This window comes from Streptomyces sp. BK208 (assembly GCF_004364245.1).
Classification (GTDB): Bacteria; Actinomycetota; Actinomycetes; order Streptomycetales; family Streptomycetaceae; genus Streptomyces.
Window position 1 is genome coordinate 324,737 of record NZ_SOAV01000005.1, and the last position, 22,339, is coordinate 347,075.

Below are 22,339 nucleotides of genomic sequence, written 5' to 3' on the forward strand. Positions count from 1 at the left end.
TTGCAGGTCTGTCAAGGGGGGCCGGGAGGTTGTCCGGAACCGCGGCTATGAGCCATGTCACCGACATGCGGCGTTCGGGGTCCGGCATGTGAGCTTGCGCTTATCGGACTCGTCGCGGGGGTGGTCCGTCGGGTAAGAAGGTTCTTTACACCCCTCATCAGGGGCTCAGGGCGCGTGTGCGGCGCGCCCGTCGCGCAGGGGCCTCGTGGCCCAGACAGCCATCTCCCTGTGCGGTGCCCGCCCATTCCTCACCAGGAGTGGACAAACCCTCAATCCATGAACTCTTAAGGGGTAAGACAAAGTGGCAGCGGAGATCGTCAATCCTCGCAGCGACAGTGACGCGGGTGCGGAGCAGGAGGCGGGCGCCGAGCCGTTCGACTCCTTCGACCCCGCGTTCGCACTGCACCGCGGCGGCAAGATGGCTGTGCAGGCCACCGTGCCGATCCGTGACAAGGACGACCTGTCCCTGGCGTACACGCCCGGCGTCGCGAAAGTGTGCAGCGCGATCGCCGAGCAGCCGGACCTCGTCCACGACTACACCTGGAAGTCGTCGGTCGTCGCGGTCGTGACGGACGGTACGGCGGTTCTGGGACTCGGGGACATCGGCCCCGAGGCCTCTCTTCCGGTGATGGAAGGGAAGGCGATCCTTTTCAAGCAGTTCGGCGGTGTGGACGCGGTTCCGATCGCGCTGGACTGCACGGATGCCGACGAGATCGTCGAGACGGTGGTGCGCCTCGCGCCCTCGTTCGGCGGAGTCAACCTGGAGGACATCTCGGCGCCGCGGTGCTTCGAGATCGAGCGCAAGCTCCAGGAGCGCCTCGACATCCCGATCTTCCACGACGACCAGCACGGTACGGCGGTCGTGACGCTGGCGGCGCTGCGGAACGCGGCGCGGCTGAGCAAGCGGACGCTGGGTGAGCTGCGGGCGGTGATCTCGGGCGCGGGCGCGGCCGGTGTCGCCATCGCCAAGATGCTGGTCGAGGCCGGCATCGGGGACGTCGCGGTCGCCGACCGCAAGGGCGTCGTCTCGGCCGACCGGGACGACCTGACGCCGGTGAAGCAGGAGTTGGCCTCCTTCACCAACAGGGCGGGGCTGACCGGTTCGCTGGAGGAGGCCCTCGCGGGCGCCGACGTCTTCATCGGCGTCTCCGGCGGTACGGTGCCGGAGCCGGCGGTGGCCTCGATGGCCGAGGGCGCGTTCGTCTTCGCCATGGCCAACCCGAACCCCGAGGTGCACCCCGAGATCGCGCACAAGTACGCGGCGGTCGTGGCGACGGGGCGGTCGGACTTCCCGAACCAGATCAACAACGTGCTGGCGTTCCCGGGCATCTTCGCGGGCGCGCTCCAGGTGCGGGCGTCGCGGATCACCGAGGGCATGAAGCTCGCGGCGGCGGAGGCGCTGGCCTCCGTCGTGGGCGACGACCTCGCGGCGGACTACGTCATCCCGTCCCCGTTCGACGAGCGCGTCGCGCCGGCCGTCACGGCGGCGGTGGCGGCGGCCGCTCGGGCGGAGGGGGTCGCGCGCCGGTGACGGTGTGAACCTTTGCGGTGTGGTGAGCGGTCTCGTCCCTGGTGGACGGGGCCGCTTGTCGTTGCGGGTGCCGGTGCCGGTGGCGGTGTGGGGCGGCTGGGTGCGGGGTGGGTTGCTGACCGGCGACGGCCGGGTGCCGCCTGCGCCCAGCCGTTCCGCCCTGGGGGTACCTCCCAGGGCGTTCAGGCACTGGGGGAGGTGTGGCTCTGCCCGCAGCTACGGGGCGGGCGCAAGAGGGGGTGTGTCACACGGTGCCGTGGTTCCGGTCGGGCGGTGGGGAACCTATCGTCAAGGTCATGTTCGCTGTCTACGCCGCCCGTATCGACCGTGACCAGCCATTGGCCGGCCTGGAGTCGGGAGAGCTTCCGGCTCCCGAGGTCCGGCCCGGATGGAGTGTCGTCGACGTCAGGGCCGCCTCCCTCAACCACCACGACCTCTGGTCCCTGCGCGGCGTCGGCCTCCCCGAGGAACGGCTGCCGATGATCCTCGGCTGCGACGCCGCCGGGGTCGACGCGGACGGCAACGAGGTCGTCCTGCACTCCGTGATCGGCCAGACCGGGCACGGGGTCGGCCCCAAGGAGCCCCGCTCCATCCTGACCGAGCGCTACCCGGGGACGTTCGCCGAGCAGGTCGCGGTGCCGACCTGGAACATCCTGCCCAAGCCCAAGGAGCTCTCCTTCGAGGAGGCCGCCTGTCTGCCGACCGCCTGGCTCACGGCGTACCGCATGCTGTTCACCAACGCCGGGGTCCGCCCCGGTGACTCGGTGCTGGTGCAGGGCGCCGGCGGCGGTGTCGCCACGGCCGCGATCGTGCTCGGCAAGGCGGCCGGGCTGCGGGTCTTCGCGACCAGCCGGGACGAGGCCAAGCGCAAGCGGGCGCTGGAGCTCGGCGCCGTGGAGGCCGTCGAGAGCGGGGCCCGACTGCCGCAGCGGGTCGACGCCGTCATCGAGACCGTGGGCGCCGCCACCTGGTCGCACTCCATCAAGTCGCTGCGGCCCGGCGGCACGCTGGTCATCTCCGGCGCCACCAGTGGCGACCGGCCCTCGCACGCGGAGCTGACCCGCATCTTCTTCCTGGAGCTCAAGGTCGTCGGCTCCACCATGGGTTCCAAGGACGAGCTGGAGGACCTGCTGTCCTTCTGCGCCGCCACCGGTGTGCGTCCCGTGATCGACGAGGTGCTGCCGATGGACCGGGCCCGTGAGGGGTTCGAGCGGATGGCCTCCGGAGACCAGTTCGGCAAGATCGTGCTCAGCAACCACTCCTGACGTCCCGACTCCTCAGGCCTCTCCCGAGGCACGGCGGCGGGTCCGGTTTCTCCGGGCCCGCCGTTCGCGTGCGCGCGCCCGTGCGCTGCCGCCACACAGTGATGTCAACCATGGTTGACATGGCGTGACTGTCAACCTAAATTGACAGCATGAGTGAAGCAACGGATCTCGCCATGCGTGCGGGTGACCGTGATCCCCGGATCGGCCTGCGGGCCGTCGCCGCTCTGCGAAGGCTGGTGGAGCAGCTGGAGGCCGTACAGGTGCGCAGCGCGCGTCAGCAGGGCTGGTCGTGGCAGGAGGTCGCCACGGAACTCGGGGTCAGCAGGCAGGCCGTGCACAAGAAGTACGGGAGGCATTGATGTTCGAGCGATTCACGAAGGACGCCCGGGCGGTGGTGCGGGGGGCGGTCGGCCATGCCGAAGAGGCGGGTGCGGGCACCGTCGGCCCCGAGCACCTGCTGCTCGCCCTGCTGGACCGCGAAGGCAGCCGAGCCTCCTTCGCGCTGGCGGCCCTCGGTGCAGGCGAGCGGCGGGACGCCGTGCGGCAGGCGTTGGAGAGCGCTCGGCGGCGAGCTGGTCTGTCGCGGGCCGAGACGGAAGCCCTGGCCGGTCTGGGGGTCGACGTCTCCGAGATCGTCGCCCGGGTGGAGGAGGCCCACGGAGTGGGTGCCATGTCCGCGGACGACCGGGAGGGCGACAGGCGGCGGTGGTCCGGGCACCGCGGCTTCAACCGGGGCGCCAAGGAGGTCCTGGAGAAGGCGCTGCGCGTCGCCGTCTCCCGGCGCGACCGGCACATCGGGGACGAGCACCTCCTCCTTGCCCTGGTCCTCCGCCCCGGGGTGCCGGCGGAGGTCCTCGCCGACCACGGGGTGACCCACGAGTCGCTCACCAGGGTGCTGGGCGACGGAGCCGGGGCGGCCTGCGCCTGACCGGAGGGCCGGTCCACGCGTGCCGCCGGTCGCCCCCCCCCCGTACGGCGTGGCGGTCCCGAGATCGGGGGCGGGCGCGCCGCGCCGTGCCGGGCTCAAACCTTCGGTGTCCGCAGGATCGATCCGATGTGCACCGCGGCCTCCGCCAGCCGGCGGCGGGTGTCGCGCAGTTGGTCCTCCGTCACGCCGTGGTCCCTGGCGGCGTCGCGGATGTCGTCCCGGAAACGGTCGAGCAGCCGGTCCAGGTCGCGGCCCGGATCACCGGTGGATTCGGCGGCGTCCTCGTGGGCCCAGCCCGGCGCGTAACCGGCGGGGAAGTCCTCGGGAGTGACCGAGTAGTCGGGGCCGGGGGAGGCGTCGGTGCGCGGGGCCGCGCTCCCGGAGGCGGGGCGGCCGAAGCCCCAGTCCTTGCCGAACTCCTTCCCGAAGTCCTTTCCGAAGTCGCCGACCTCCTTGGCCAGCTCGCTCAGGCCCTCCCGCAGCCCCGTCGGCCAGTCACCGCGCGAGAAGTGTGTCTGCACCTGCTCCTGTACGCGCTGGGCGATGCGCTGGACCTCCTCCTGCGCCTGTGCCCGGGCCCGCTCCTGGGCCTCCTTGGCCTGGCGCCGGGCTCGCTGCGCCTCGTCACGGGCGCGGCGGCTCTCGTCCTTGGCGCGGCGCGCCTGCTCCTTCCACTCCTGCTTGACCCGCCGCATCTCCTCCTTGGCGGCCCGCCAGGCCTCCTTCTCGTCGGCGTCGCCGGTGCCGCCCGCGAAGCCGCCCCCCTCGTCCTGCGCCCCGGAGCCGGTGCCCCGGCGGGCCGCGGTGGCCGCCGCTCGCATCTCCCGCCGCAGATCACCGGCCGCGCCCCGCACGTCGGCCCGGATCTCGGCGGCCAGCTCGGCGACCGACTCCCGGATCTCCAGCTCCAGGTCGGCCAGCTCCCCGCTGCGGTCGGACAGCTCGGCGCGCCCGGCGTCCGTGATGGCGTACACCTTGCGGCCGCCCTCGGTGGTGTGGGTGACCAGGCCCTCCGTCTCCAGCTTCGCCAGGCGCGGGTAGACCGTGCCCGCGGAGGGGGCGTAGAGGCCCTGGAAGCGCTCTTCGAGGAGCCGGATCACCTCGTAACCGTGGCGCGGGGCCTCGTCCAGGAGCTTGAGGAGGTAGAGGCGGAGGCGGCCGTGGGCGAAGACGGGGGGCATGTCAGAGCACCTTCTTGTCGGTCGTGCCGTCGGAAGGGGCGCCGGTGGCGTCCTGGTCCCGGACGGAAGCGGAATTGTCCCCCGAGTCGCGCTGTGCGTGCTCCGCCGGGCCGGTGTCCCGCGGCTCCCGCTCCCACGTGTCCTGCGGCGCCGGATGGCGGAGCAGGGCGATCGAGCCGGAGACCGTGGTGGCCTTCAGCCGGCCGTTGCCCGCGCCGAGCCTCCCGGTGATGCGCTTGGCGCCCCACTGACCGCCCACCCGGAGGTCCTCGAAGGCGCTGCTGACCGAGCCGCTGGCCGTGTTCGCCTCGACCTGGGCGTCGGCGGGCTGGGGCAGCCGGATGGCGATCTCGCCCGAAACGCTGGTCAGGCTGATGTCGGTGGGGCCGCCGGCCGGGTCCAGGTCGACGATCATCGACCCGCTCACCGACTCGGCCCGCACGGAGGAGCCCGCCTCCACCACCGTCAGGTCGCCGGAGACCGAGTTGAAGCGCAGGTCGCCGGTGAGGGCCTGCGCCTCCACGCTCCCCGAGACGGTGTCCGTGCGGACGGGGCCCGCGAGGCTCACCAGGGTGGTGTCCCCGGAGACGCCCTTGACCTCGGCGGATCCGTCGAGGCCCGAGATCACGGCCGCGGCGCTGACCGCGCCCACCTCCACCCGGGTGCCGGTCGGCACCGCGAGGGAGACCACCGCGCTGCGGCGCCAGCCCTTGCGGTCCAGCCACTTGAGGAACCCCTTCCAGGGCAGGTCCTCGTAGGCGACGGTGAGCACACCGTCCCGGTGGGTCACGACGAGAGGCGGGCCCTCGATCTCGGAGACCTCCAGGCGGGCGGAACCTTCGTCCGTGCCCACCACGTTCACCGTCCCACTGACGATGCGTACATGGAGCCGGCTCACGGACTCGTCGAAGGTGAGCTTCTTGGGCTCCGCGACGGACCACTCGGACATGGGGCAGACCTCCTCGACCGAACGCGCCATATCGCGTCCCTGCCCATTCACGATATATCGTGGTCGCGGAAAGTCAAGATGCCCGTTCTAGTGATCGATGGGCGGCCGTTCCGACCGCTCTGTCCTGACTTGTCACCGCGCCCTGGACGCCAGTCACTGGACCGGCTGACCCGGCCCGGGCAACCGGACGCAGGTCACGGTCCCGGTGCCGGGGCGCGCGCCAGGCTGCGCGGGCTGCTGGCGGTGCTCACGCGCGCGGGGATCGCCCTCCCGGCCGGACCGGCCCCCGGGGGAGGAGGCCGACCGCCTCGGCACGGCCGCGCGGGCCCAGCCCGGCGTGCGGTGGGCCGAGGGAGCCGGACGCCGCACGGCCGCCGACGAGAGCCGCATCGCCGCCCGGATTACCGTCCGCTCGTGCTGTCCGCTCCGCTCGGTGTCCTGCGCGTACCGTCCGCTCGTGCTGCGCGCCCCGGTCGGTGTCCTGCGCGTATCGCCCGGCTGCGCTGCCCGCCCCCGGCGGCGAGCTGCCCGACCCCGGCGGCGAGCTGACCGTCCCGGTCGTACCCGCCCTTCCCCGGCGACGCGCTGCCCGGCGCGCCAGGCGGTGTCCGTGCGTACCCTCCGGCCGTCCTGCCCGCACCAGGGCTGCCGCTGCCCGTCCCGGACTGCGCACCCTCGCGTCCTCGGCGGCGCACCCCCGCCTCCCGGACAGCGCACCCCCGCGTCCTCCGCGGCGCACCCCCGCGTCCTCGACGGCCCGCCCCCGCGTCGTCGGCGGTGAGCCACCCGTCCGGCCGCGCTGCCCGCCCCGGTCGGCGCGTCGGCTGTCCCGCCCTACTCGTCCTCGTCCTCGTCGTCCAGCCGCGCCAGCCACGTCGCCAGGCGCTCCACCGGGACCTCGAAGTCAGGGTTCAGGTCGACGAAGGTCCGCAGCTGTTCGGCGAGCCACTCGAAGGTGACCTCCTCCTCGCCGCGCCGCTTCTCCAGTTCCTCGATGCCTCGGTCGGTGAAGTACAACTCATGCTCCTGATGCGGGTGGGACGGGCCCCACGGCGTACCCGTCCAGCGTAGTCCGTGCGCCCCGTGTGCTCCTCCCGCCCGCCGGTGGGGGTCGCGGCCCGCCGGGCTGGGTATTAGCCTCGTCTGGGTCAAGTGACCGGTGCTCGCGCCCGGTTGGGGCGGGGCGGGCTCGACGGGGGAGCGGAATGAGCCACATCCAGGACGTGCTGCTGCCGGACGGGACGGTGATCACCGCCCGGATCGGCGAGGCGGGCGGGTACGACGACCAGGAGGACGTCGGTTTCACCGAGGCGGCCGTCGCCAAGATCGAGCGGCTCCAGGAGCTGATCACCGGGGTCGGATCCTCCGTGCTGAGCGCGGCCCGCGCGGCCGGGCCCAGCGAGGCCGCCATCACCTTCGGCGTGGAGCTGACCGCCAAGGAGGGACTGGCCGTGGCGGTGCTCGCCCGGGGCGAGACCAAGGCGTCGCTCCAGGTGACGCTCACCTGGCGGTTCGACCGGCCCGACGGGCAGGCGGGCGGGCCGCCGGCCACGCACGAGTGAGCCGCATGAGCGAGGGGAGCGACCGCCTCTACGAACTCGCCCGCGCCGCCACCGTGCATCTGCTGCCCGTCAAGGGCGACGGCGCGCCGCTGTGGGGGAGCGGCTTCTTCGTCGCGCCGGGCCGGGTGCTCACCGCCGCCCATGTGCTGCGCCCGCACCTCGCGGCGGACCCCGGCACCGTCTTCCGGGTGCGCGGCGAGGGGATCGACGCCGAGGCGCGGCTGGAGCAGTGGCTGCTGACCGACCCGCGCCGCCCGACCGTCCCGCTGGAGGAGGACCTGGCCCTGGTGCGGCTGGCCGGGGAGCCCGAGGAGCACCAGCACGAGTGCGTGTGGCTCGCCGACCGGGCCGTGCTCCACTCCGGTGCCCTCAAGGTGTGCGGTTACCACCCGGGGCCGCCCGAGACGCACTTCCGGATCGTCGACGCCGAGATCAACGGGCACGAGGACCGGCACGGACTGATCATCAAGCCCGACATCGACTTCCCCAGCGGGGTCTCCGGCGGCCCGCTCCTCGACCCGGAGACGGGAGCCGTGATCGGGCTGGTCAAGTCGCGGCGCAAGCAGCAGGACGGCGGCAAGGCCGTCGCCGTCTCCGCCCTGCGGCGCTTCGGTCCGACGTACCGCACGCTGCTGGCCGCGCACGACCGCTGGCACGGCGACGAGCCGCAGTCCCCCGCCGGGGACAACTGGATCGACCTCCAGGGCGGCCCCCCGGTCGCCGCCGGCGAGCAGTGGACCCCCGCCGACCGCCGGGAGGCACTGCGCCTGCTCGCCGAACTGCCCCCGCCGCCGGACGCGCCCACCGTCGAACTGCTCGCGAAGAAGGCGCGCAGCCGCAACACCTGGCCGGGCGCCACCCCCGAACTGCTCACCTGGCGGGACGGCACGGGACTGCTCTACGAGGGCGCCCGGCCGCTGCAGGCCCTGACCTTCCTGCGCTACCTGAGGTTCGTCGAGCTGTACACGGAATCCCGGGGCGGCGACGCGTCCGCCCTCGGACGGTGGATCGAGCGGCGGCTGCGCCGCGAACCGAGCCGTCCCCTGCACGACCTCGTCCACGACGCCACCCTCCCGGAAGGGCTGCGCCCGGCCCCCGGCACCGCGCCGGAACGCGTCGTGATCCCCTACCCGGGGCCCGGCGAGGGGGCGACCGTGGCCGTCCTGCTCGACCCGGTGATCGGCGCGCGGCCCACCCGGTTCTTCTGGCAGATCTGGTACGACGACGGCCACGGCGAGCCCGAACTCCACGAGGTGGACGGCTCCGTCCACGGGCACGACCCCGCCGACCTCGTCCAGGCACTGCGCGCGCCGCTGGGCCGGCTGCTGCGGGCCAGGGACCAGGAGGGCCGGCCGGTGCCCCTCGAAGTCGCCCTTCCGGTCGAGCACTTCGACACCGCCGTGCACCGCTGGCGGTTCGACGACATAGCCGAGCTCAACGACGCCGGCCACCTGGGGGCGCGTCGCCGGGTGGTGCTGCGCGCCCTCGAGCGCCGGGGAGATCCGGACAAACTCTGGACCGAGCGGTGGCAGGCGATGGCCGCCCGGCGGCGCTTCAGCGGCTGGCGCACCCCGGGGCAGGGCGGCTTCCCCGGCGCCCACGACTACCGCGACGCCGCCTTCGACCTGATACCGGTCATGTGCCGCCCGGCCGGCCGCGACCCCGGACGCACCGCCATGAGGCTCGCCCTGGAGGGCGGGCACGGCATCGCGCTGTGGCACGTCGACGGCCACTCCTCCCGGGTCTGCCCCGAGTCCTGCGACACCCTCTACGCCAAGGCGGAGGAACTCCTCGCCACGCTCGGCTCCCTGGCCGAACTGCCGGACCGGATACGCCACGTCCGCCAGGAGATCAGCGAACTGCGGGACGACCGCGCCTGGGCCGAGCCGATGGCCCTCCTGTACGACGACCCGCGCCGCCCCCTGCCCTCCGAAGAGGGCGGGACGCTGGACGCGCCCCTGTGACGGCCGCACGCGCACCCCGGCACCCGCCCGGCAGGCGCCGCGCGGGAGGTCGCGACTGGCCGGAACACGCCGGATCCGGGGTGGGTTCCGGGTACATTCCCAGGGGCCCGTTGCGGGTGCACGACGCCCTCGTCGGCCAGGCCGTGGACAACCACCGACCGTCGACGAGGAGCACCGCATGAGCGAGTGGTTCATCTACCGGGGCACCGGGCAGCCGGATCCCGAGCGGATCGGGCAGTTGCCCGCCCCGCCCCCGTGGCGGGCCTTCGACACCCCGGCCGTGGACTACGACGTACCGGGACCCGGCTCCTCCACCCGGCGCAGGCTCGGCGCGCGCACCGTCCCGCTGCCCATCCAGGACCCCGGCACCCTCGAACTGGTCAACGCCTCCCTCTACCTGCGCCGCCCGCTGCTCGTCACCGGTGAGCCGGGCGTCGGCAAGTCGACGCTCGCCCACTCCGTCGCCTACGAACTCGGCCTCGGCCGGGTCCTGGAGTGGCCGGTCGTCAGCCGCAGCGAACTGCGGGACGGCCTCTACACGTACGACGCCATCGGCCGCCTCCAGGACGCCCAGCTGCCCGACGGCCGGGGCGCCCCGGACATCGGCAGGTACATCAAGCTCGGCCCGCTCGGCACCGCGCTGCTCGCCGCCGACCGGCCCCGCGTCCTGCTCATCGACGAGCTGGACAAGAGCGACATCGACCTGCCCAACGACCTGCTGAACGTGCTGGAGGAAGGCTCGTTCGCCATTCCCGAGCTGGAGCGGATCGCCGACCGCACCCCGGTCGTCGAGGTCCTCACCGACGACGGCAGGCGGGTCGCGGTCACGGAGGGCAGGGTGCAGTGCCGGGCCTTTCCCTTCGTGGTGATGACCAGCAACCGCGAGCGCGAGTTCCCCGCCCCGCTGCTGCGCCGCTGCATCCCGCTCGACCTCAGGGCCCCGCGCGACGAACGCCTCGCCGCCCTGGTGCAGGCCCATTTCGGCCAGGGGGCGTACGACGACAACCGCGACATCGTGGACCAGTTCGCCCGCGCCGAGACGGACGGGGCGCTGCGGCCCACCGACCAGTTGCTCAACGCGATCTTCCTTGCCCAGTACGCCGCCCGTGACGCCGCGCACCGGCGCGAGGAGATCTCGGACCTCCTGATGCAGCCCCTGGACCGCGGGCCGCGGTAGCCGATGGCCGCCCAGGACTCCCCGATCCCGGCCGACGGCGCGGCGCCCGTGCTCGCCGCGCTGGTCGCGCGTATGCGCGACGCCGGGATCGGACCGGGCGTCGAGGAACTCGCCGACGCGCTGTGGCTGGCCCGCTGGCTGCCCGCCCCCTCCGCCGCGGCGGCCGGAAGACCCGCGCGCCCGGAGGGCCCGGCCGGAGCCCCGCCCGGCGGGCCGTCCGCATCGGCCCCGCAGTCCCCGGGAGCCGGGCAGTCCGTGAGCCCCGGTGAGACCGCCGCCGTCGAGGGCGCCTGGCTGTTCGCCCCCGGCGGGGACGGCCCCCCGGGCGGCGCGGGCGGTGCCGGTGCCGGGCCGGCGCCCGTACGGGTCCCGGCCGCCCCCGTGCTGCCCGAACCCCTCGCCCTGCAGCGCGGCCTGCGCCCGCTGCAGCGGTACCGCGCCCCCGTACGTCCGGTCCCGCGCACCCTGGACGAACGGGCCACCGTCGAACGGGCCGCGGAGTCCGGTCTGGTCCTGCCGGTACTGCGTACCGACCGGCGCCGCGAGGCCCGGCTGCTGCTCCTGATGGACGTGTCGACCTCCACCGTGGTCTGGCAGCAGGCCCTGGACGAACTGCGCCAGGTCTGCGCGCGGGCCGGCGCCTTCCGCGAGCTGCAGGTGCAGTACCTGCACGAAGGCTCCGGCGGCCGGCCCGGCTGCTCCTCCCGCCCGGGACCGGACGGGCCGCTGCACGCGCCCGAGCAGCTCAGCGATCCGACCGGCCGCCGGGTGACCCTGGTGCTCAGCGACTGCGCCGGACCGATGTGGCGCAGCGGCCGCATGCAGCGTCTGCTGCACCGCTGGGCGGCGACGGCCCCCGTCGCGGTCGCCCAGCCGCTGCCGCAGCGGATGTGGGCCCGTACCCATCTGCCGGCCCGGCGCGGGACGCTGCACCGGCGCGAAGGCCCGGCCGGCGCGCTGGAGTTCCGCCCCGACCGGGCGGTGGCCGAGCAGGGCGCGCTGCCCGTGCCCGTGCTGGCGCTGCGCCGTCCGTCGGTGGAGGGCTGGGCACGGCTGGTGTCCGGTGCCACCGGGCAGTCCCTGGCCGCCGCCGCGGGCTGGGTGCGCGCCGACCACCCCGCCTCCTCGGCGCCCGTGCGCGCGGCCGAGGACGTCGGTGGCGCCGAGCGGGTCGGGGCCTTCCTGCGCACCGCCTCCCCGGAGGCGCGCCGCCTGGCCGTGTACCTGTCGGCGGTGCCGCTCCAGCTGCCGGTGATGCAGCTGGTCCAGCACGCCATGCTCGCCGGGAGCGGGCCCGACGTCCTGTCCGAGGTGCTCCTCGGCGGGCTGCTGCGCCGCGAGTCGGACACGGACGACCCGCAGGCGGTGCGGTACCGCTTCCTGCCCGGCGTCGCCACGGAACTGCGGGCCCGGCTGACCGTCGAGGACGCGGAGCTGCTGTTCAAGCACTGCTCCGAGTACGTCGAGCGCCGGTTCGGCCGCAGCGTGCGCAACTTCCCCGCCCTGGCGGGGGCGTTCCTGCGCGGCGCGGTCACTCCGGGCGAGCAGCTCGTCCCCGCGACCGACCCCCTGGCGGTCCCCGGCACCGGTCCGGCGACCGGTGCCGGCCCGGCGGAGCCACCCGGACTGCGGGCGTTCGCCGAGGTGTCGGCGGAGGTGCTGCGCGAACTCGGCGCCCGGCTGCCGAGGACGGTCGTCGCCCCCGGGACCGACGCGGGGGTGCTGCTGGAGCGGGCCCGTGACGCCCACGTCCGTTTCCGGGCGGAGGGGCAGACCCGCGATCTCGACGCCGCCGTCGGCGGGCTGCGCCGGGTGCTCACGGTGGCCCGCGCGGGTGAGCGGCGCGTGGCGGCCGCCGAACTGCTGGCGGAGTGCCTGATGGACCGGTGGCGGGTGGGCGCGCGCGGCGACGATCTGCGTGAGGCCTGGGAGGTGGTCGCGGACCTGCGGGGCATCACGGGGCACGGGAGGTTCGTCCGCGCCATGATCTGCTCGGACCAGGCTTCCGCGCTGCAGGACGAGGGCATCGGCTTCCCGGGCATCCCCGACGACCTGCGGGACTGGGCGGTCGGCGCCGCCCCGCAGAGTCCGCGCGCCGCCGTGGAGTTCGCCCGGGCGGTCCTGCTGTACCTGGCCGAGGGCGACTTCGCCGCCGTCCTGGCCACGGAGACCGAGAGCGACCGCCTACGGCACTTCGCCGCCGGCGCCCTGCTGCACCTGCGCCGCCTCGTCGGACTGGTGGGCGCGAGCCGGCCCGGACCCGACGGACCCTATCCGGCCGCCGCGCGCCCCGAGGAGTGGTACGTCGCCCACCTGTACCGCGCCGTCGACGCCGCCACCACCGCCATCGAGGTGCAGGGATCCGACCGCGTCCGCGTCGAACGGGGACGGCTCTGGCTGGACCTGGCGCGGCAGTTCGCCGGGCAGGGCGCCGTCGCCGCCACCGCCCCCGAGACGGACCGGAGCTCCGACGCGGCCGCTGCGGCCACCGAGGACTTCATGGCGGTGCTGCGGGAGGAGAACGGCCTTCCGGACGGCGAGCGCTGCCGGGCCTGGCTCGACGTCGCCTCCGCCGTGGACCTCGCCGGGACCGGGGGAGACGGTGACCGCTCGCTGCTCTTCCACGCGCTGGCACGGGCCGAGGAAGCCGCCGGTGACGACGAGGACCTGCGCGTCGAGTGCCGCGCCCGCGCCGCGAACGCCCACTGGGAGAGCTACGAACGCACCGGCGACCCCGCCTCCGTCGACCTGGCCGTCGACACGTGGGAGGCGGCCCTGCGACTGCTGCGCGAGGACGACCCACGGCTGCCCGCCGTGCTGACCGACTGCGGCACCGCTCTGCGCGAGCGGGCCGGCCGCCACGACAGCCCGCAGGACGTCCACCGGGCCGTGGACCTGCTCCGGCGGGCCGTCGAAGGGACCCTTCCCGACGACCGCGAACTGCCCCACCGCCGGTATCAGCTCGCCGACGCCCACGTCGCGCGCTACGAGATCGCGCACGTGCTGTCCGACCTGTACGAGGCGGACTGGCTGCTCGGCGAGGCGGTCCGCGACTCCGAAGAACCGCAGTTCCAGGCGCTTTTCCTGCTGCACCGCGGCATCGTCGCCGAGCTCCTGCACGCACGGTTCGGCACCGTCGACCACGCCGAGAAGGCCGTGGAGCACTACACGCGCAGCGGCGAGCACGCCCGGGAGGAGGGCCAGGGCGGCCGGGAGGCCCTGGCCCTGGCCCTGCAGGGCCGCGGCCGCGTCCGGGAACTGCTCGGCCGCTCCCGCACCGCCCTGGCCGACTACCGCGAGGCCCTCCGGCTGACCCCCGACCCCGGGCTCGCCGAGCAGCTCCGCGCGGACATCGCCCGCCTCACCTCCGGAACGGCCGACGCGTGACCCACCCCACCGACGAGACGGAGACACCCCTGCCCGAACTCCACCGGCCCGTCCGCTCCGACCACCCGGTGCTCGCCGCGGTCCTCGCCGAACTGAGCGCCCGCGACGGCGAGACCACCGTCGTCGCCTACTACGAGGACGCCCCGTGACGGCCCGGCCCCGGCCGCCCGCCTGCCGGTCCGCGACGCGGCCCGACGCGCCGGAGCCCCGGGGACACGTGCCGACGCCCCTGCGGCAGTTCGTCCTCAAGGTCCACGGCCGCTGCAACCTCGACTGCACCTACTGCTACCTCTACCGCGGCCAGGACGACGGCTGGCGGGACCGCCCGTCCCGTGTCGGCGCCCGCGTCATGGAGCACACCGCGGCCCGTGTCGCCGAGCACGTCACCGCCCACGGCCTCGACCACATCCGCGTCGAACTGCACGGCGGGGAACCCCTCCTGGCCGGCCCCGAGCCCGTGCGGAAGTACGTCCGCGCCGTCCGCCGGGCCGTCCCCGACGGTTGCCGGATCACCGCCACCGTGCAGACCAACGGCACCCGCCTCACCGACCGCGGCCTGGAACAGCTCACCGAGGACGGCATCCGGGTGGGCCTCAGCCTCGACGGCGGACGTGCCGCCCACAACGCGCGCCGGGTCGACCACGCGGGCCGGCCCGCCTGGCCCGCCGCCCTCGCGGCCGCCCGCCGGCTCGCCGCGCACCCGCAGGCGTACGCCGGGATCCTGTGCACCGTCGACCTCGCCGCCGAACCGCTGGACGTCTACCACTCCCTGCTGGAGCTGGCCCCGCCCCGCCTGGACCTCCTGCTGCCGCACGCCAACTGGGGAAACCCGCCGCCGGGTCTGGACGGCGGCCCGCCCGGCCGGCACCGGCCCCGGACCACGCCGTACGGGGACTGGCTGGTCACGGTCTTCGACGCCTGGTGGGACGCGGGACGGCTGCGCACCCGGGTGCGGCTCTTCCAGGAGATCGTCGCCCTGCTCCTCGGGGCGCCCAGCCGGGCCGAGGCGGTGGGGCTGTCACCGGTGGCCGCCGTGGTGGTCGAGACGGACGGCGCGATCGAGCAGGTCGACTCGCTCAGAACCGCCTACCGGGGCGCCGCCGAGACCGGGCTGGACGTGTTCCGGCACTCCTTCGACACGGCCCTGCGCCACCCCGGCATCGCGGCGCGCCAGCTGGGCGAGCGGGCCCTGGGCGAGGAGTGCCGTGCCTGCCCGGTCGGCCGGGTCTGCGGGGGCGGCAACTACGTGCACCGGTACGTGCCCGGCTCGGGATTCGGTCACCCGAGCGTGTACTGCGCGGACCTGGAGCGGCTGATCCGGCATGTCGCGCACCGCCTCGAGGACACCGTCCGTGTCGCCACATGAGCCGGACGTCACGTCCAACTCGGCGCGAACCAGGCCGCTTTGACGCACAATTGACTAACCTGTGCTCAGTCGTGACCAGGTCGGGCGAGGGGACAGCGAGATGGTGGCGGAGCCGGTACACGTCACGGTGGTCTTCGCCGGGCAGAGCGAGTCCTGGGCCAAGTGGATCGACCACCAGGTCCGCGCCGCCGGCCGCACCACCACGCTGGTGCGGTGGAACCCGCTGCGCCGGCCGCCCGCCGCGCACGCCCTGACCGACCTGCTCGGCGCGCCGGGCCGCATCCTGCTCGTCATCGACGACTGGTACGAGCGGCTGGGAGCCGAGCGGTTCGAGGCCTGGGCGGCGGTGCTGCGCGAGGTGCTGCCCGGGTTCCGCGAACGCGTCGCCGCCGTGAGCGTCACCGCGCAGCCGATGCCCGAGGAGGTGGCCCCCCTCGCGCCGGTCGAACTGCGCGGCCTGCGCCCCGAGGTGGCCCGCGCCCGCGTCCTGGAGTGCGCGGCGGTCCCGGCCCCCGGCGTCCTGGTCGACCTGCGCCGCGGTCCGCGCTTTCCCGACGACCCCCCGGAGGTCTGGCGCGTCCCGCGCCGCAACCGCCGGTTCATCGGCCGCACCGAGCTCCTCGAGCAGATGTACGCGGCACTCGCCGGCGCCGGAGCCGAGGGGGCCACCCTGGCCCTGCGGGGGCCCGGCGGCGTGGGCAAGACACAGCTGGCGCTGGAGTACGCCCACCGGTTCGCCGGCGAGTACGACGTCGTCTGGTGGATCACCGCCGCGCAGCGCGTCACCGCCCGTCAGCAGTTCGCCGACCTGGCGCCCGAGCTGGGCGTCGGGGACGGCGGGGACCTGGCGGCCACCATCAAGGCCGTGCGCCGGGAGCTCGGCAGCACGGTCCGTCCCTGGCTGCTGGTGCTGGACGGCGCAGGCGACCCGGACCGGGTGATCGACCTGATCCCCGAGGAGGGACGCGGACACGTCCTGGTCACCACGCACCGCGGCGAATGGGCGGCGCAGGGGGAGACCCTCCCGGTCGCGGGCTTCGCCCGCCGGGAAAGCGTGGCGTTCGTGGGCCGGCGCACCGAGCGGCTCGACGCCGGCCAGGCCGACCGGCTCGCCGACGCCGTCGAGGACGTACCGCTGCTGCTCGACCAGACCGCCGCGTGGCTCGACACCAACCCGGCCATGTCCGTCGACGAGTACGTGCGGGACATCCGCGACGGCCGTCCCGACCGCTTCGGCGTGATGCCGTCCCGGGAGTACCCGGAGAGCTTCCAGGTCGCCTGGGCCAAGCTCCTCAACACCCTGCGCGAAGGCTCCGAGTCCGCCTGGCACCTGCTCAACCTGCTGGTCTGCTTCTCGCCCGAGGTGGTCCCCGTACGGCTGCTGCAGACCGCCCGGCACACCGACCTGCCGCCCGAGCTGGCGGACCTGGTCGCCGAGCCCAGCAGCTGGAACTCCGCACTGCGCAAGCTCTCCGAGATCACCTCGATGCGCATCGAGTACGAACAGGGTCCCCGGCTGGACACCCAGACCGTCGGCACGCTGCGCATGCACCGGCTCTTCCACCGCTTCGTGCGCTACGTCCAGTCGCCCGAGGACGCCGCCCGCCACTCCGCCGCCGCCCGGCGGCTCCTGGTCTCCGCCGACCCCCGCGACTCCTCCACGCCGGGCAACTGGGCCCGCTACGCCGCGCTCATCCCGCACCTGGAACCCTCCGGCGCCCTCGACTCGGACGACGAGGACGTCCGGGACCTCGTCCTCAACTGCATCGAGTACCTGCGGATGCGCGGCGAGTACGACGAGGGACGGCGGCTGAGCCGGCACGCCGTGGACCGCTGGCGCCGGACCTCCGAGGACACCGACCGGGCCGTCCTGGTCGCCGTCCACCAGCTCGCCAACATGCAGCGCAGGCTGGGCCGGTACACCGAGGCGGAGGCGACCGGACGCGAGACGGTCCGGCGGCTGAAGGCCGCCGGCCGTGTACGTCCCATCGAGATGATCCGCGCCAAGGACGGCCTGGGCGGCACGCTCATGGCCCTCGGCAGGTACGCGGAGGCCCGCGCCCTGTTCGAGGAGGCGGCCGAGACCGCGGCCGTCGAGCTGGGCGGCGAGCAGGTCCCGCGCACCCTCACCGTCCGCAGCAACCTGGCCATGGCCCTCGGCCTCCAGGGCCACTACACGGAGTCGCTCGCCCTGCACCGCAGGATCTTCGAGGCCCGGGTGGAACTCCTCGGCGGCAAGGACGCGCTCACTCTCAACTCCGCCCTGCGCACCGCCTGGATGCTGCGCCTGCTCGGCAACTACCGCGAGGCGCTGGAGATCCAGGGCCACAACTCCCGGCTGCACAGCCAGGTCCTCGACCGCAACCACAGCCAGACCCTGCACGCGGAGCACAATCTCGCCCTGTGCTCCCGGCGGGTCGGCGACCTGCAGTTCGCCCACGCCCTGATGCGCGGCGTGCGGCGCAAGCTGCTGCGCCGCCGCGGCACCCTGCACCCCGAGACGCTCCTGGTCTCCTGCGACTACGCGATGCTGCTGCGGCAGCTGGGGGAGACGGACGAGGCCCGCGGCCTGGCCGAGACCACCGCCGCGCACTACGCGGCGCAGCTCGGCGAGGACCACCCGTACACCGTGGGAGCCCGGGACAACGTAGCGGTGATCATGCGCGAGACGGGTGATGTGCGCGGCGCCCTGGAGCTGTCCCGGCAGTGCACGGCCCACATGGAGAAGGCGGTGGGCCGGGACCATCCGTGGTCCGTCGGCTCTGCCAAGAACGAGGTGGCCGCGCTGGTCGGCGCCGGTGAGAAGGAGGCCGCGGCTGCCCTGGGCCGGGACGCCTGCGCCCGCTCCGTCCGCGCCCTGGGCGAGAACCACATCCTGACCGTCAGCCTCCGCGCCGGGCTCGCCCTCGACCTCGCCGACACCGGCGAGCGCGACGAGGCCGAGGCCCTGCGGCGGGACGTGGCCGCCCGGCTCACCACGCTGCTCGGCCCGGGTCATCCGCAGATCCGGGAGATCCAGGAGCGCCGGCACCCCTACTGGGACTTCGAACCCCAGCCGATCTGACCCGAGACAGGCCGCGGGGGCCGGCCCCGTTTCCGGGACCGGCCCCTGCGGTCAGACCTGTGCGGTCGGGTCGTCCGAGGCCTCAGGCCTCGAACACCTCACGCACCAGCTGCTCCTGCTCGGCCTGGTGCCGCTTGGCGGAACCCACGGCCGGGGACGAGCCGTGCGGCCGCGAGATGCGGCGCAGGCGCTCGCCGTGCGGGACGTCGGCGCCGACCGCCAGGTCCAGGTGGTCGATCAGGTTGAGCGCGATGAACGGCCAGGCACCCTGGTTCGCCGGCTCCTCCTGGGCCCACAGGTACTTCTCGGCGTTCGGGTACTTGGCGATCTCCGCCTGGAGCTCGGCACCCGGCAGCGGGTACAGGCGCTCGATGCGGATGATGGCCGTGTCCGTCAGGCCGCGCTTCTTCCGCTCGGCGTCCAGGTCGTAGTAGACCTTGCCCGCGCAGAAGACGACCTTCTTGACGGCGGCCGCGTCGACCGAGTCGTCGCCGATGACCGGGCGGAACTGGCCCGTCGTGAACTCCTCCGCCTTCGACGCCGCGGCCTTCAGGCGCAGCATCGACTTCGGGGTGAAGACCACCAGCGGCTTGTGGTGCGGGTTGTGCACCTGCCACCGCAGGAGGTGGAAGTAGTTCGACGGCAGGGTCGGCATCGCGACCGTCATGTTGTTCTGCGCGCACAGCTGCAGGAACCGCTCCGGGCGGGCCGAGGAGTGGTCCGGGCCCTGGCCCTCGTAGCCGTGCGGGAGCAGGAGCGTCACGCCGCTCGTCTGGTTCCACTTCTGCTCGGCCGACGAGATGAACTCGTCCACGACCGTCTGCGCGCCGTTGACGAAGTCGCCGAACTGCGCCTCCCACATCACCAGCGCGTCCGGGCGGGCCAGCGAGTAGCCGTACTCGAAGCCCATCACCGCGTACTCGGAGAGCAGCGAGTTGTAGACGTTGTACCGGGCCTGGTCCTCGGACAGGTACAGCAGCGGCGTGAACTCGTCGCCCGTCTCACGGTCGATGACGACCGCGTGGCGCTGGCCGAAGGTGCCGCGCTGCGAGTCCTGGCCGGTGAGCCGGACCGGGACGCCCTCCAGGAGGAGGGAGCCGACGGCGAGGGTCTCGCCCATGCCCCAGTCGATCGTGCCGTCCTCGACCATCGCCGCGCGGCGCTGCAGCTGCGGCAGCAGACGCGGGTGGATGGTGACGTGGTCGGGGATGTTGACCTGGGACTCGGCGATCCGCTTGACGGTCTCGGCGCTCACCGCGGTGTTCACGGCGACCGGGAACTCGGCCTGCGGGTCCGACGGCTCGGCGGCGGCCGGCTGCGAGACGGCCTCGCGGACCTCGGTGAAGACCTTCTCCAGCTGCCCCTGGTAGTCCTGGAGCGCCTGCTCGGCCTCCTCCAGGGTGATGTCGCCGCGACCGATGAGGGACTCGGTGTACAGCTTGCGCACCGAGCGCTTCTTGTCGATCAGGTCGTACATCAGCGGCTGGGTGAAGGCCGGGTTGTCCGACTCGTTGTGACCGCGGCGGCGGTAGCAGATGAGGTCGATCACCACGTCCTTGTTGAACGCCTGGCGGAACTCGAAGGCGAGCCGCGCGACGCGGACCACGGCCTCCGGGTCGTCGCCGTTCACGTGGAAGATCGGGGCCTCGATCATGCGGGCCACGTCGGTGGCGTACATGGACGAGCGGGAGGACTCAGGGGCGGCGGTGAAGCCGACCTGGTTGTTGATGACGACGTGGACCGTGCCGCCGGTGCGGTAGCCCCGCAGCTGCGACATGTTCAGGGTCTCGGCCACCACGCCCTGGCCCGCGAAGGCCGCGTCGCCGTGGATCGCCACCGGCAGGACGGTGAAGTCCGTGCCGCCCTTGTTGATGATGTCCTGCTTGGCGCGCGAGACGCCCTCCAGGACCGGGTCCACCGCCTCCAGGTGCGAGGGGTTGGCGACCAGCGAGACGGCGATCTGCTCGCCGTCCAGGCCGGTGAAGGTGCCCTCGGCGCCCAGGTGGTACTTCACGTCGCCGGAGCCGTGCATCGACTTCGGGTCGAGGTTGCCCTCGAACTCCCGGAAGATCTGCGCGTACGACTTGCCGACCACGTTGGCCAGCACGTTCAGCCGGCCGCGGTGGGCCATGCCGATGACGACCTCGTCCAGGCGGGACTCGGCCGCCGAGTCGATGACCGCGTCGAGCAGCGGGATGACGGACTCGCCGCCCTCCAGCGAGAACCGCTTCTGGCCGACGTACTTGGTCTGCAGGAACGTCTCGAACGCCTCGGCGGCGTTGAGGCGGCGCAGGATGCGCAGCTGCTCCTCGCGCTCCGGCTTGGTGTGCGAGCGCTCGATGCGGTCCTGGATCCACTTGCGCTGCTTCGGGTCCTGGATGTGCATGAACTCGACGCCGGTGGTGCGGCAGTACGAGTCGCGCAGCACGCCGAGGATGTCGCGCAGCTTCATCAGGGACTTGCCGGCGAAGCCGCCGACCGCGAACTCGCGCTCCAGGTCCCACAGGGTGAGCCCGTGCTCGGTGATGTCCAGGTCGGGGTGCTTGCGCTGCTGGTACTCCAGCGGGTCGGTGTCGGCCATGACGTGACCGCGGACCCGGTAGGAGTGGATCAGTTCGAAGACGCGGGCGGCCTTGGTGACGTCGTCGTCGTGCGAGGCGTCGATGTCCTTGAGCCAGCGGACCGGCTCGTAGGGGATGCGCAGCGCCTTGAAGATCTCGTCGTAGAAGCCGTTCTCACCGAGCAGCAGGTTGGCGACCTGGCGCAGGAACTCGCCGGAGGCGGCGCCCTGGATGACCCGGTGGTCGTAGGTCGACGTGAGCGTCATGACCTTCGAGATGCCGAGCTTGTTCAGGGTGTCCTGGCTGGTGCCCTGGAACTCCGCCGGGTAGTCCATGGAGCCGACGCCCAGGATGACCGACTGGCCGGGCATCAGGCGCGGCACGGAGTGGACGGTGCCGAGGCCGCCGGGGTTGGTCAGGGAGACGGTGACGCCGGTGAAGTCGTCCATCGTCAGCTTGTTGTCGCGGGCGCGACGGACGATGTCCTCGTAGGCCTGCCAGAACTCGAAGAAGTTCAGCGTCTCGGCCTTCTTGATCGCCGCGACGACCAGCTGGCGGTCGCCGTTGGGCTTGACCAGGTCGATGGCGAGACCGAGGTTGATGTGGGCCGGCTTGACCAGGGTCGGCTTGCCGTCCTTCTCGCCGAACGAGTGGTTCATCGCCGGCATGGCCTTGATGGCCTGCACCATCGCGTAGCCGATCAGGTGCGTGAAGGAGATCTTCCCGCCCCGGGCGCGCTTGAGGTGGTTGTTGATGACGATGCGGTTGTCGAACAGCAGCTTCACCGGGACCGCGCGCACGGACGTGGCCGTGGGCAGCTCCAGCGAGGCGTTCATGTTCTTCGCGACCGCGGCGGCGGGACCGCGCAGGGTCACCATCTCCGGGCCCTCGGGCGCGGAGTCGGCGTCCTTGGCGGGCGCGGCGGCCTTCGCCTGCGGCTTGGCGGCCGGCTTGGCCGGTGCGGCGGCGGGCTTCGCGGCCGGGGCGGCGGGCGCGGCAGCGGCGGGCTGCGGGGCCGGCTTCGCGGGGGCGGGCGCCGGGGCGGCCGCCTTCGGCTGGGCCGGGGCGGCGGCCTGCGCCTGCGGGGCGGGGGCGGCCTGCGGCGCGCTGCCGGAGTCCGTGGTCACGGTGGCGGGGGCGGCGGGCTGGGCCGCCGCCGCTCCGGGCTTGTAGTCGGCGAAGAAGTCCCACCAGGCTCGGTCCACGGAGTTCGGGTCCTGGAGGTACTGCTGATAGATCTCGTCGACGAGCCACTCATTGGCACCGAACGCGGCCGCGGGGTTCTTTCCCGCGGTGCCCGCTTGGTCGGTGTCGGTCGAGATGCTCGAGTTACTGGGGGACTGTGGCGACACGGCGAGAACCGCCCTCTTCCGCTTCACAAGATGGTGGACAGCGGGAATCAAG

The 22,339-nt window shown here is 73.6% G+C and carries 15 protein-coding genes; 11 read left to right on the forward strand and 4 right to left on the reverse strand.

The window, feature by feature from the left end; genetic code table 11:
- Positions 1–301: 301 nt before the first annotated feature.
- From EV562_RS15110 to EV562_RS15125, 4 genes are all read left to right on the forward strand, one after another.
- A complete protein-coding gene (locus EV562_RS15110) occupies positions 302–1,531 on the forward strand; it encodes an NADP-dependent malic enzyme (protein ID WP_133887311.1) in 1,230 nt (409 codons plus the stop codon).
- 296 nt (positions 1,532–1,827) lie between these two features.
- Complete coding sequence (locus EV562_RS15115; RefSeq protein ID WP_133887312.1) at positions 1,828–2,796, forward strand: zinc-binding dehydrogenase; 969 nt, start codon at positions 1,828–1,830, stop codon at positions 2,794–2,796.
- Positions 2,797–2,945: 149 nt separating this feature from the next.
- Positions 2,946–3,155 (forward strand): helix-turn-helix domain-containing protein, encoded by a 210-nt coding sequence (locus tag EV562_RS15120; RefSeq protein WP_133887313.1) that lies wholly within the window; start codon positions 2,946–2,948, stop codon positions 3,153–3,155.
- A complete protein-coding gene (locus tag EV562_RS15125; RefSeq protein ID WP_133887314.1) occupies positions 3,155–3,724 on the forward strand; it encodes a Clp protease N-terminal domain-containing protein in 570 nt (189 codons plus the stop codon). The genes EV562_RS15120 and EV562_RS15125 overlap by 1 nt, the downstream gene beginning before the upstream one ends.
- A gap of 95 nt (positions 3,725–3,819) precedes the next feature.
- Here the strand turns inward: EV562_RS15125 and EV562_RS15130 are convergent, their stop codons facing one another.
- The 3 genes from EV562_RS15130 to EV562_RS15145 all read right to left on the reverse strand — a co-directional run bounded on the left by EV562_RS15130 (position 3,820) and on the right by EV562_RS15145 (position 6,871).
- Positions 3,820–4,905: a PadR family transcriptional regulator gene (locus EV562_RS15130; RefSeq protein WP_133887315.1), complete on the reverse strand. Its 1,086-nt coding sequence runs from the start codon at positions 4,903–4,905 to the stop codon at positions 3,820–3,822.
- A 1-nt stretch (position 4,906) separates the two neighbouring features.
- Positions 4,907–5,854, reverse strand: coding sequence for a DUF4097 family beta strand repeat-containing protein (locus EV562_RS15135; RefSeq protein WP_166661799.1), 948 nt, complete (start codon positions 5,852–5,854; stop codon positions 4,907–4,909).
- Positions 5,855–6,688: 834 nt separating this feature from the next.
- Positions 6,689–6,871: a DUF6104 family protein gene (locus tag EV562_RS15145; protein WP_003961784.1), complete on the reverse strand. Its 183-nt coding sequence runs from the start codon at positions 6,869–6,871 to the stop codon at positions 6,689–6,691.
- 188 nt (positions 6,872–7,059) lie between these two features.
- Here EV562_RS15145 and EV562_RS15150 point away from each other — a divergent pair, with 188 nt between their 5' ends.
- The 7 genes from EV562_RS15150 to fxsT all read left to right on the forward strand — a co-directional run bounded on the left by EV562_RS15150 (position 7,060) and on the right by fxsT (position 18,374).
- The gene (locus EV562_RS15150; RefSeq protein WP_133887317.1) at positions 7,060–7,416 is read left to right on the forward strand and encodes a CU044_2847 family protein; all 357 of its coding nucleotides are present in this window, start codon (positions 7,060–7,062) and stop codon (positions 7,414–7,416) included.
- Positions 7,417–7,421: 5 nt separating this feature from the next.
- Positions 7,422–9,380: a trypsin-like peptidase domain-containing protein gene (locus EV562_RS15155; protein ID WP_133887318.1), complete on the forward strand. Its 1,959-nt coding sequence runs from the start codon at positions 7,422–7,424 to the stop codon at positions 9,378–9,380.
- 178 nt (positions 9,381–9,558) lie between these two features.
- The gene (locus tag EV562_RS15160; RefSeq protein WP_133887319.1) at positions 9,559–10,557 is read left to right on the forward strand and encodes a MoxR family ATPase; all 999 of its coding nucleotides are present in this window, start codon (positions 9,559–9,561) and stop codon (positions 10,555–10,557) included.
- A gap of 3 nt (positions 10,558–10,560) precedes the next feature.
- A complete protein-coding gene (locus EV562_RS15165) occupies positions 10,561–13,944 on the forward strand; it encodes a tetratricopeptide repeat protein (protein WP_133887320.1) in 3,384 nt (1,127 codons plus the stop codon).
- Positions 13,941–14,093, forward strand: coding sequence for a hypothetical protein (locus EV562_RS35095; RefSeq protein WP_166661800.1), 153 nt, complete (start codon positions 13,941–13,943; stop codon positions 14,091–14,093). The genes EV562_RS15165 and EV562_RS35095 overlap by 4 nt, the downstream gene beginning before the upstream one ends.
- A gap of 68 nt (positions 14,094–14,161) precedes the next feature.
- Positions 14,162–15,310, forward strand: coding sequence for an FxsB family cyclophane-forming radical SAM/SPASM peptide maturase (locus EV562_RS15170; RefSeq protein ID WP_133887321.1), 1,149 nt, complete (start codon positions 14,162–14,164; stop codon positions 15,308–15,310).
- A gap of 61 nt (positions 15,311–15,371) precedes the next feature.
- Positions 15,372–18,374 carry an FxSxx-COOH system tetratricopeptide repeat protein gene (fxsT, locus tag EV562_RS15175; protein WP_133887322.1) on the forward strand — a complete coding sequence of 1,001 codons (3,003 nt, stop codon included), beginning with the start codon at positions 15,372–15,374 and terminating at the stop codon, positions 18,372–18,374.
- An 82-nt stretch (positions 18,375–18,456) separates the two neighbouring features.
- Here fxsT and EV562_RS15180 read toward each other — a convergent pair whose 3' ends face one another.
- A complete protein-coding gene (locus EV562_RS15180; protein ID WP_133887323.1) occupies positions 18,457–22,287 on the reverse strand; it encodes a multifunctional oxoglutarate decarboxylase/oxoglutarate dehydrogenase thiamine pyrophosphate-binding subunit/dihydrolipoyllysine-residue succinyltransferase subunit in 3,831 nt (1,276 codons plus the stop codon).
- Positions 22,288–22,339: the final 52 nt, after the last annotated feature.

Coding starts and splice junctions, on each gene's coding strand:
- EV562_RS15125 (WP_133887314.1), top strand. CDS start 3,155: ATGTTCGAGCGATTCACGAAGGACGCCCGGGCGGTGGTGCGGGGGGCG.
- EV562_RS15135 (WP_166661799.1), bottom strand. CDS start 5,854: ATGTCCGAGTGGTCCGTCGCGGAGCCCAAGAAGCTCACCTTCGACGAG.
- EV562_RS15155 (WP_133887318.1), top strand. CDS start 7,422: ATGAGCGAGGGGAGCGACCGCCTCTACGAACTCGCCCGCGCCGCCACC.
- EV562_RS15150 (WP_133887317.1), top strand. CDS start 7,060: ATGAGCCACATCCAGGACGTGCTGCTGCCGGACGGGACGGTGATCACC.
- EV562_RS15115 (WP_133887312.1), top strand. CDS start 1,828: ATGTTCGCTGTCTACGCCGCCCGTATCGACCGTGACCAGCCATTGGCC.
- EV562_RS15130 (WP_133887315.1), bottom strand. CDS start 4,905: ATGCCCCCCGTCTTCGCCCACGGCCGCCTCCGCCTCTACCTCCTCAAG.
- EV562_RS15165 (WP_133887320.1), top strand. CDS start 10,561: ATGGCCGCCCAGGACTCCCCGATCCCGGCCGACGGCGCGGCGCCCGTG.
- EV562_RS15120 (WP_133887313.1), top strand. CDS start 2,946: ATGAGTGAAGCAACGGATCTCGCCATGCGTGCGGGTGACCGTGATCCC.
- EV562_RS15160 (WP_133887319.1), top strand. CDS start 9,559: ATGAGCGAGTGGTTCATCTACCGGGGCACCGGGCAGCCGGATCCCGAG.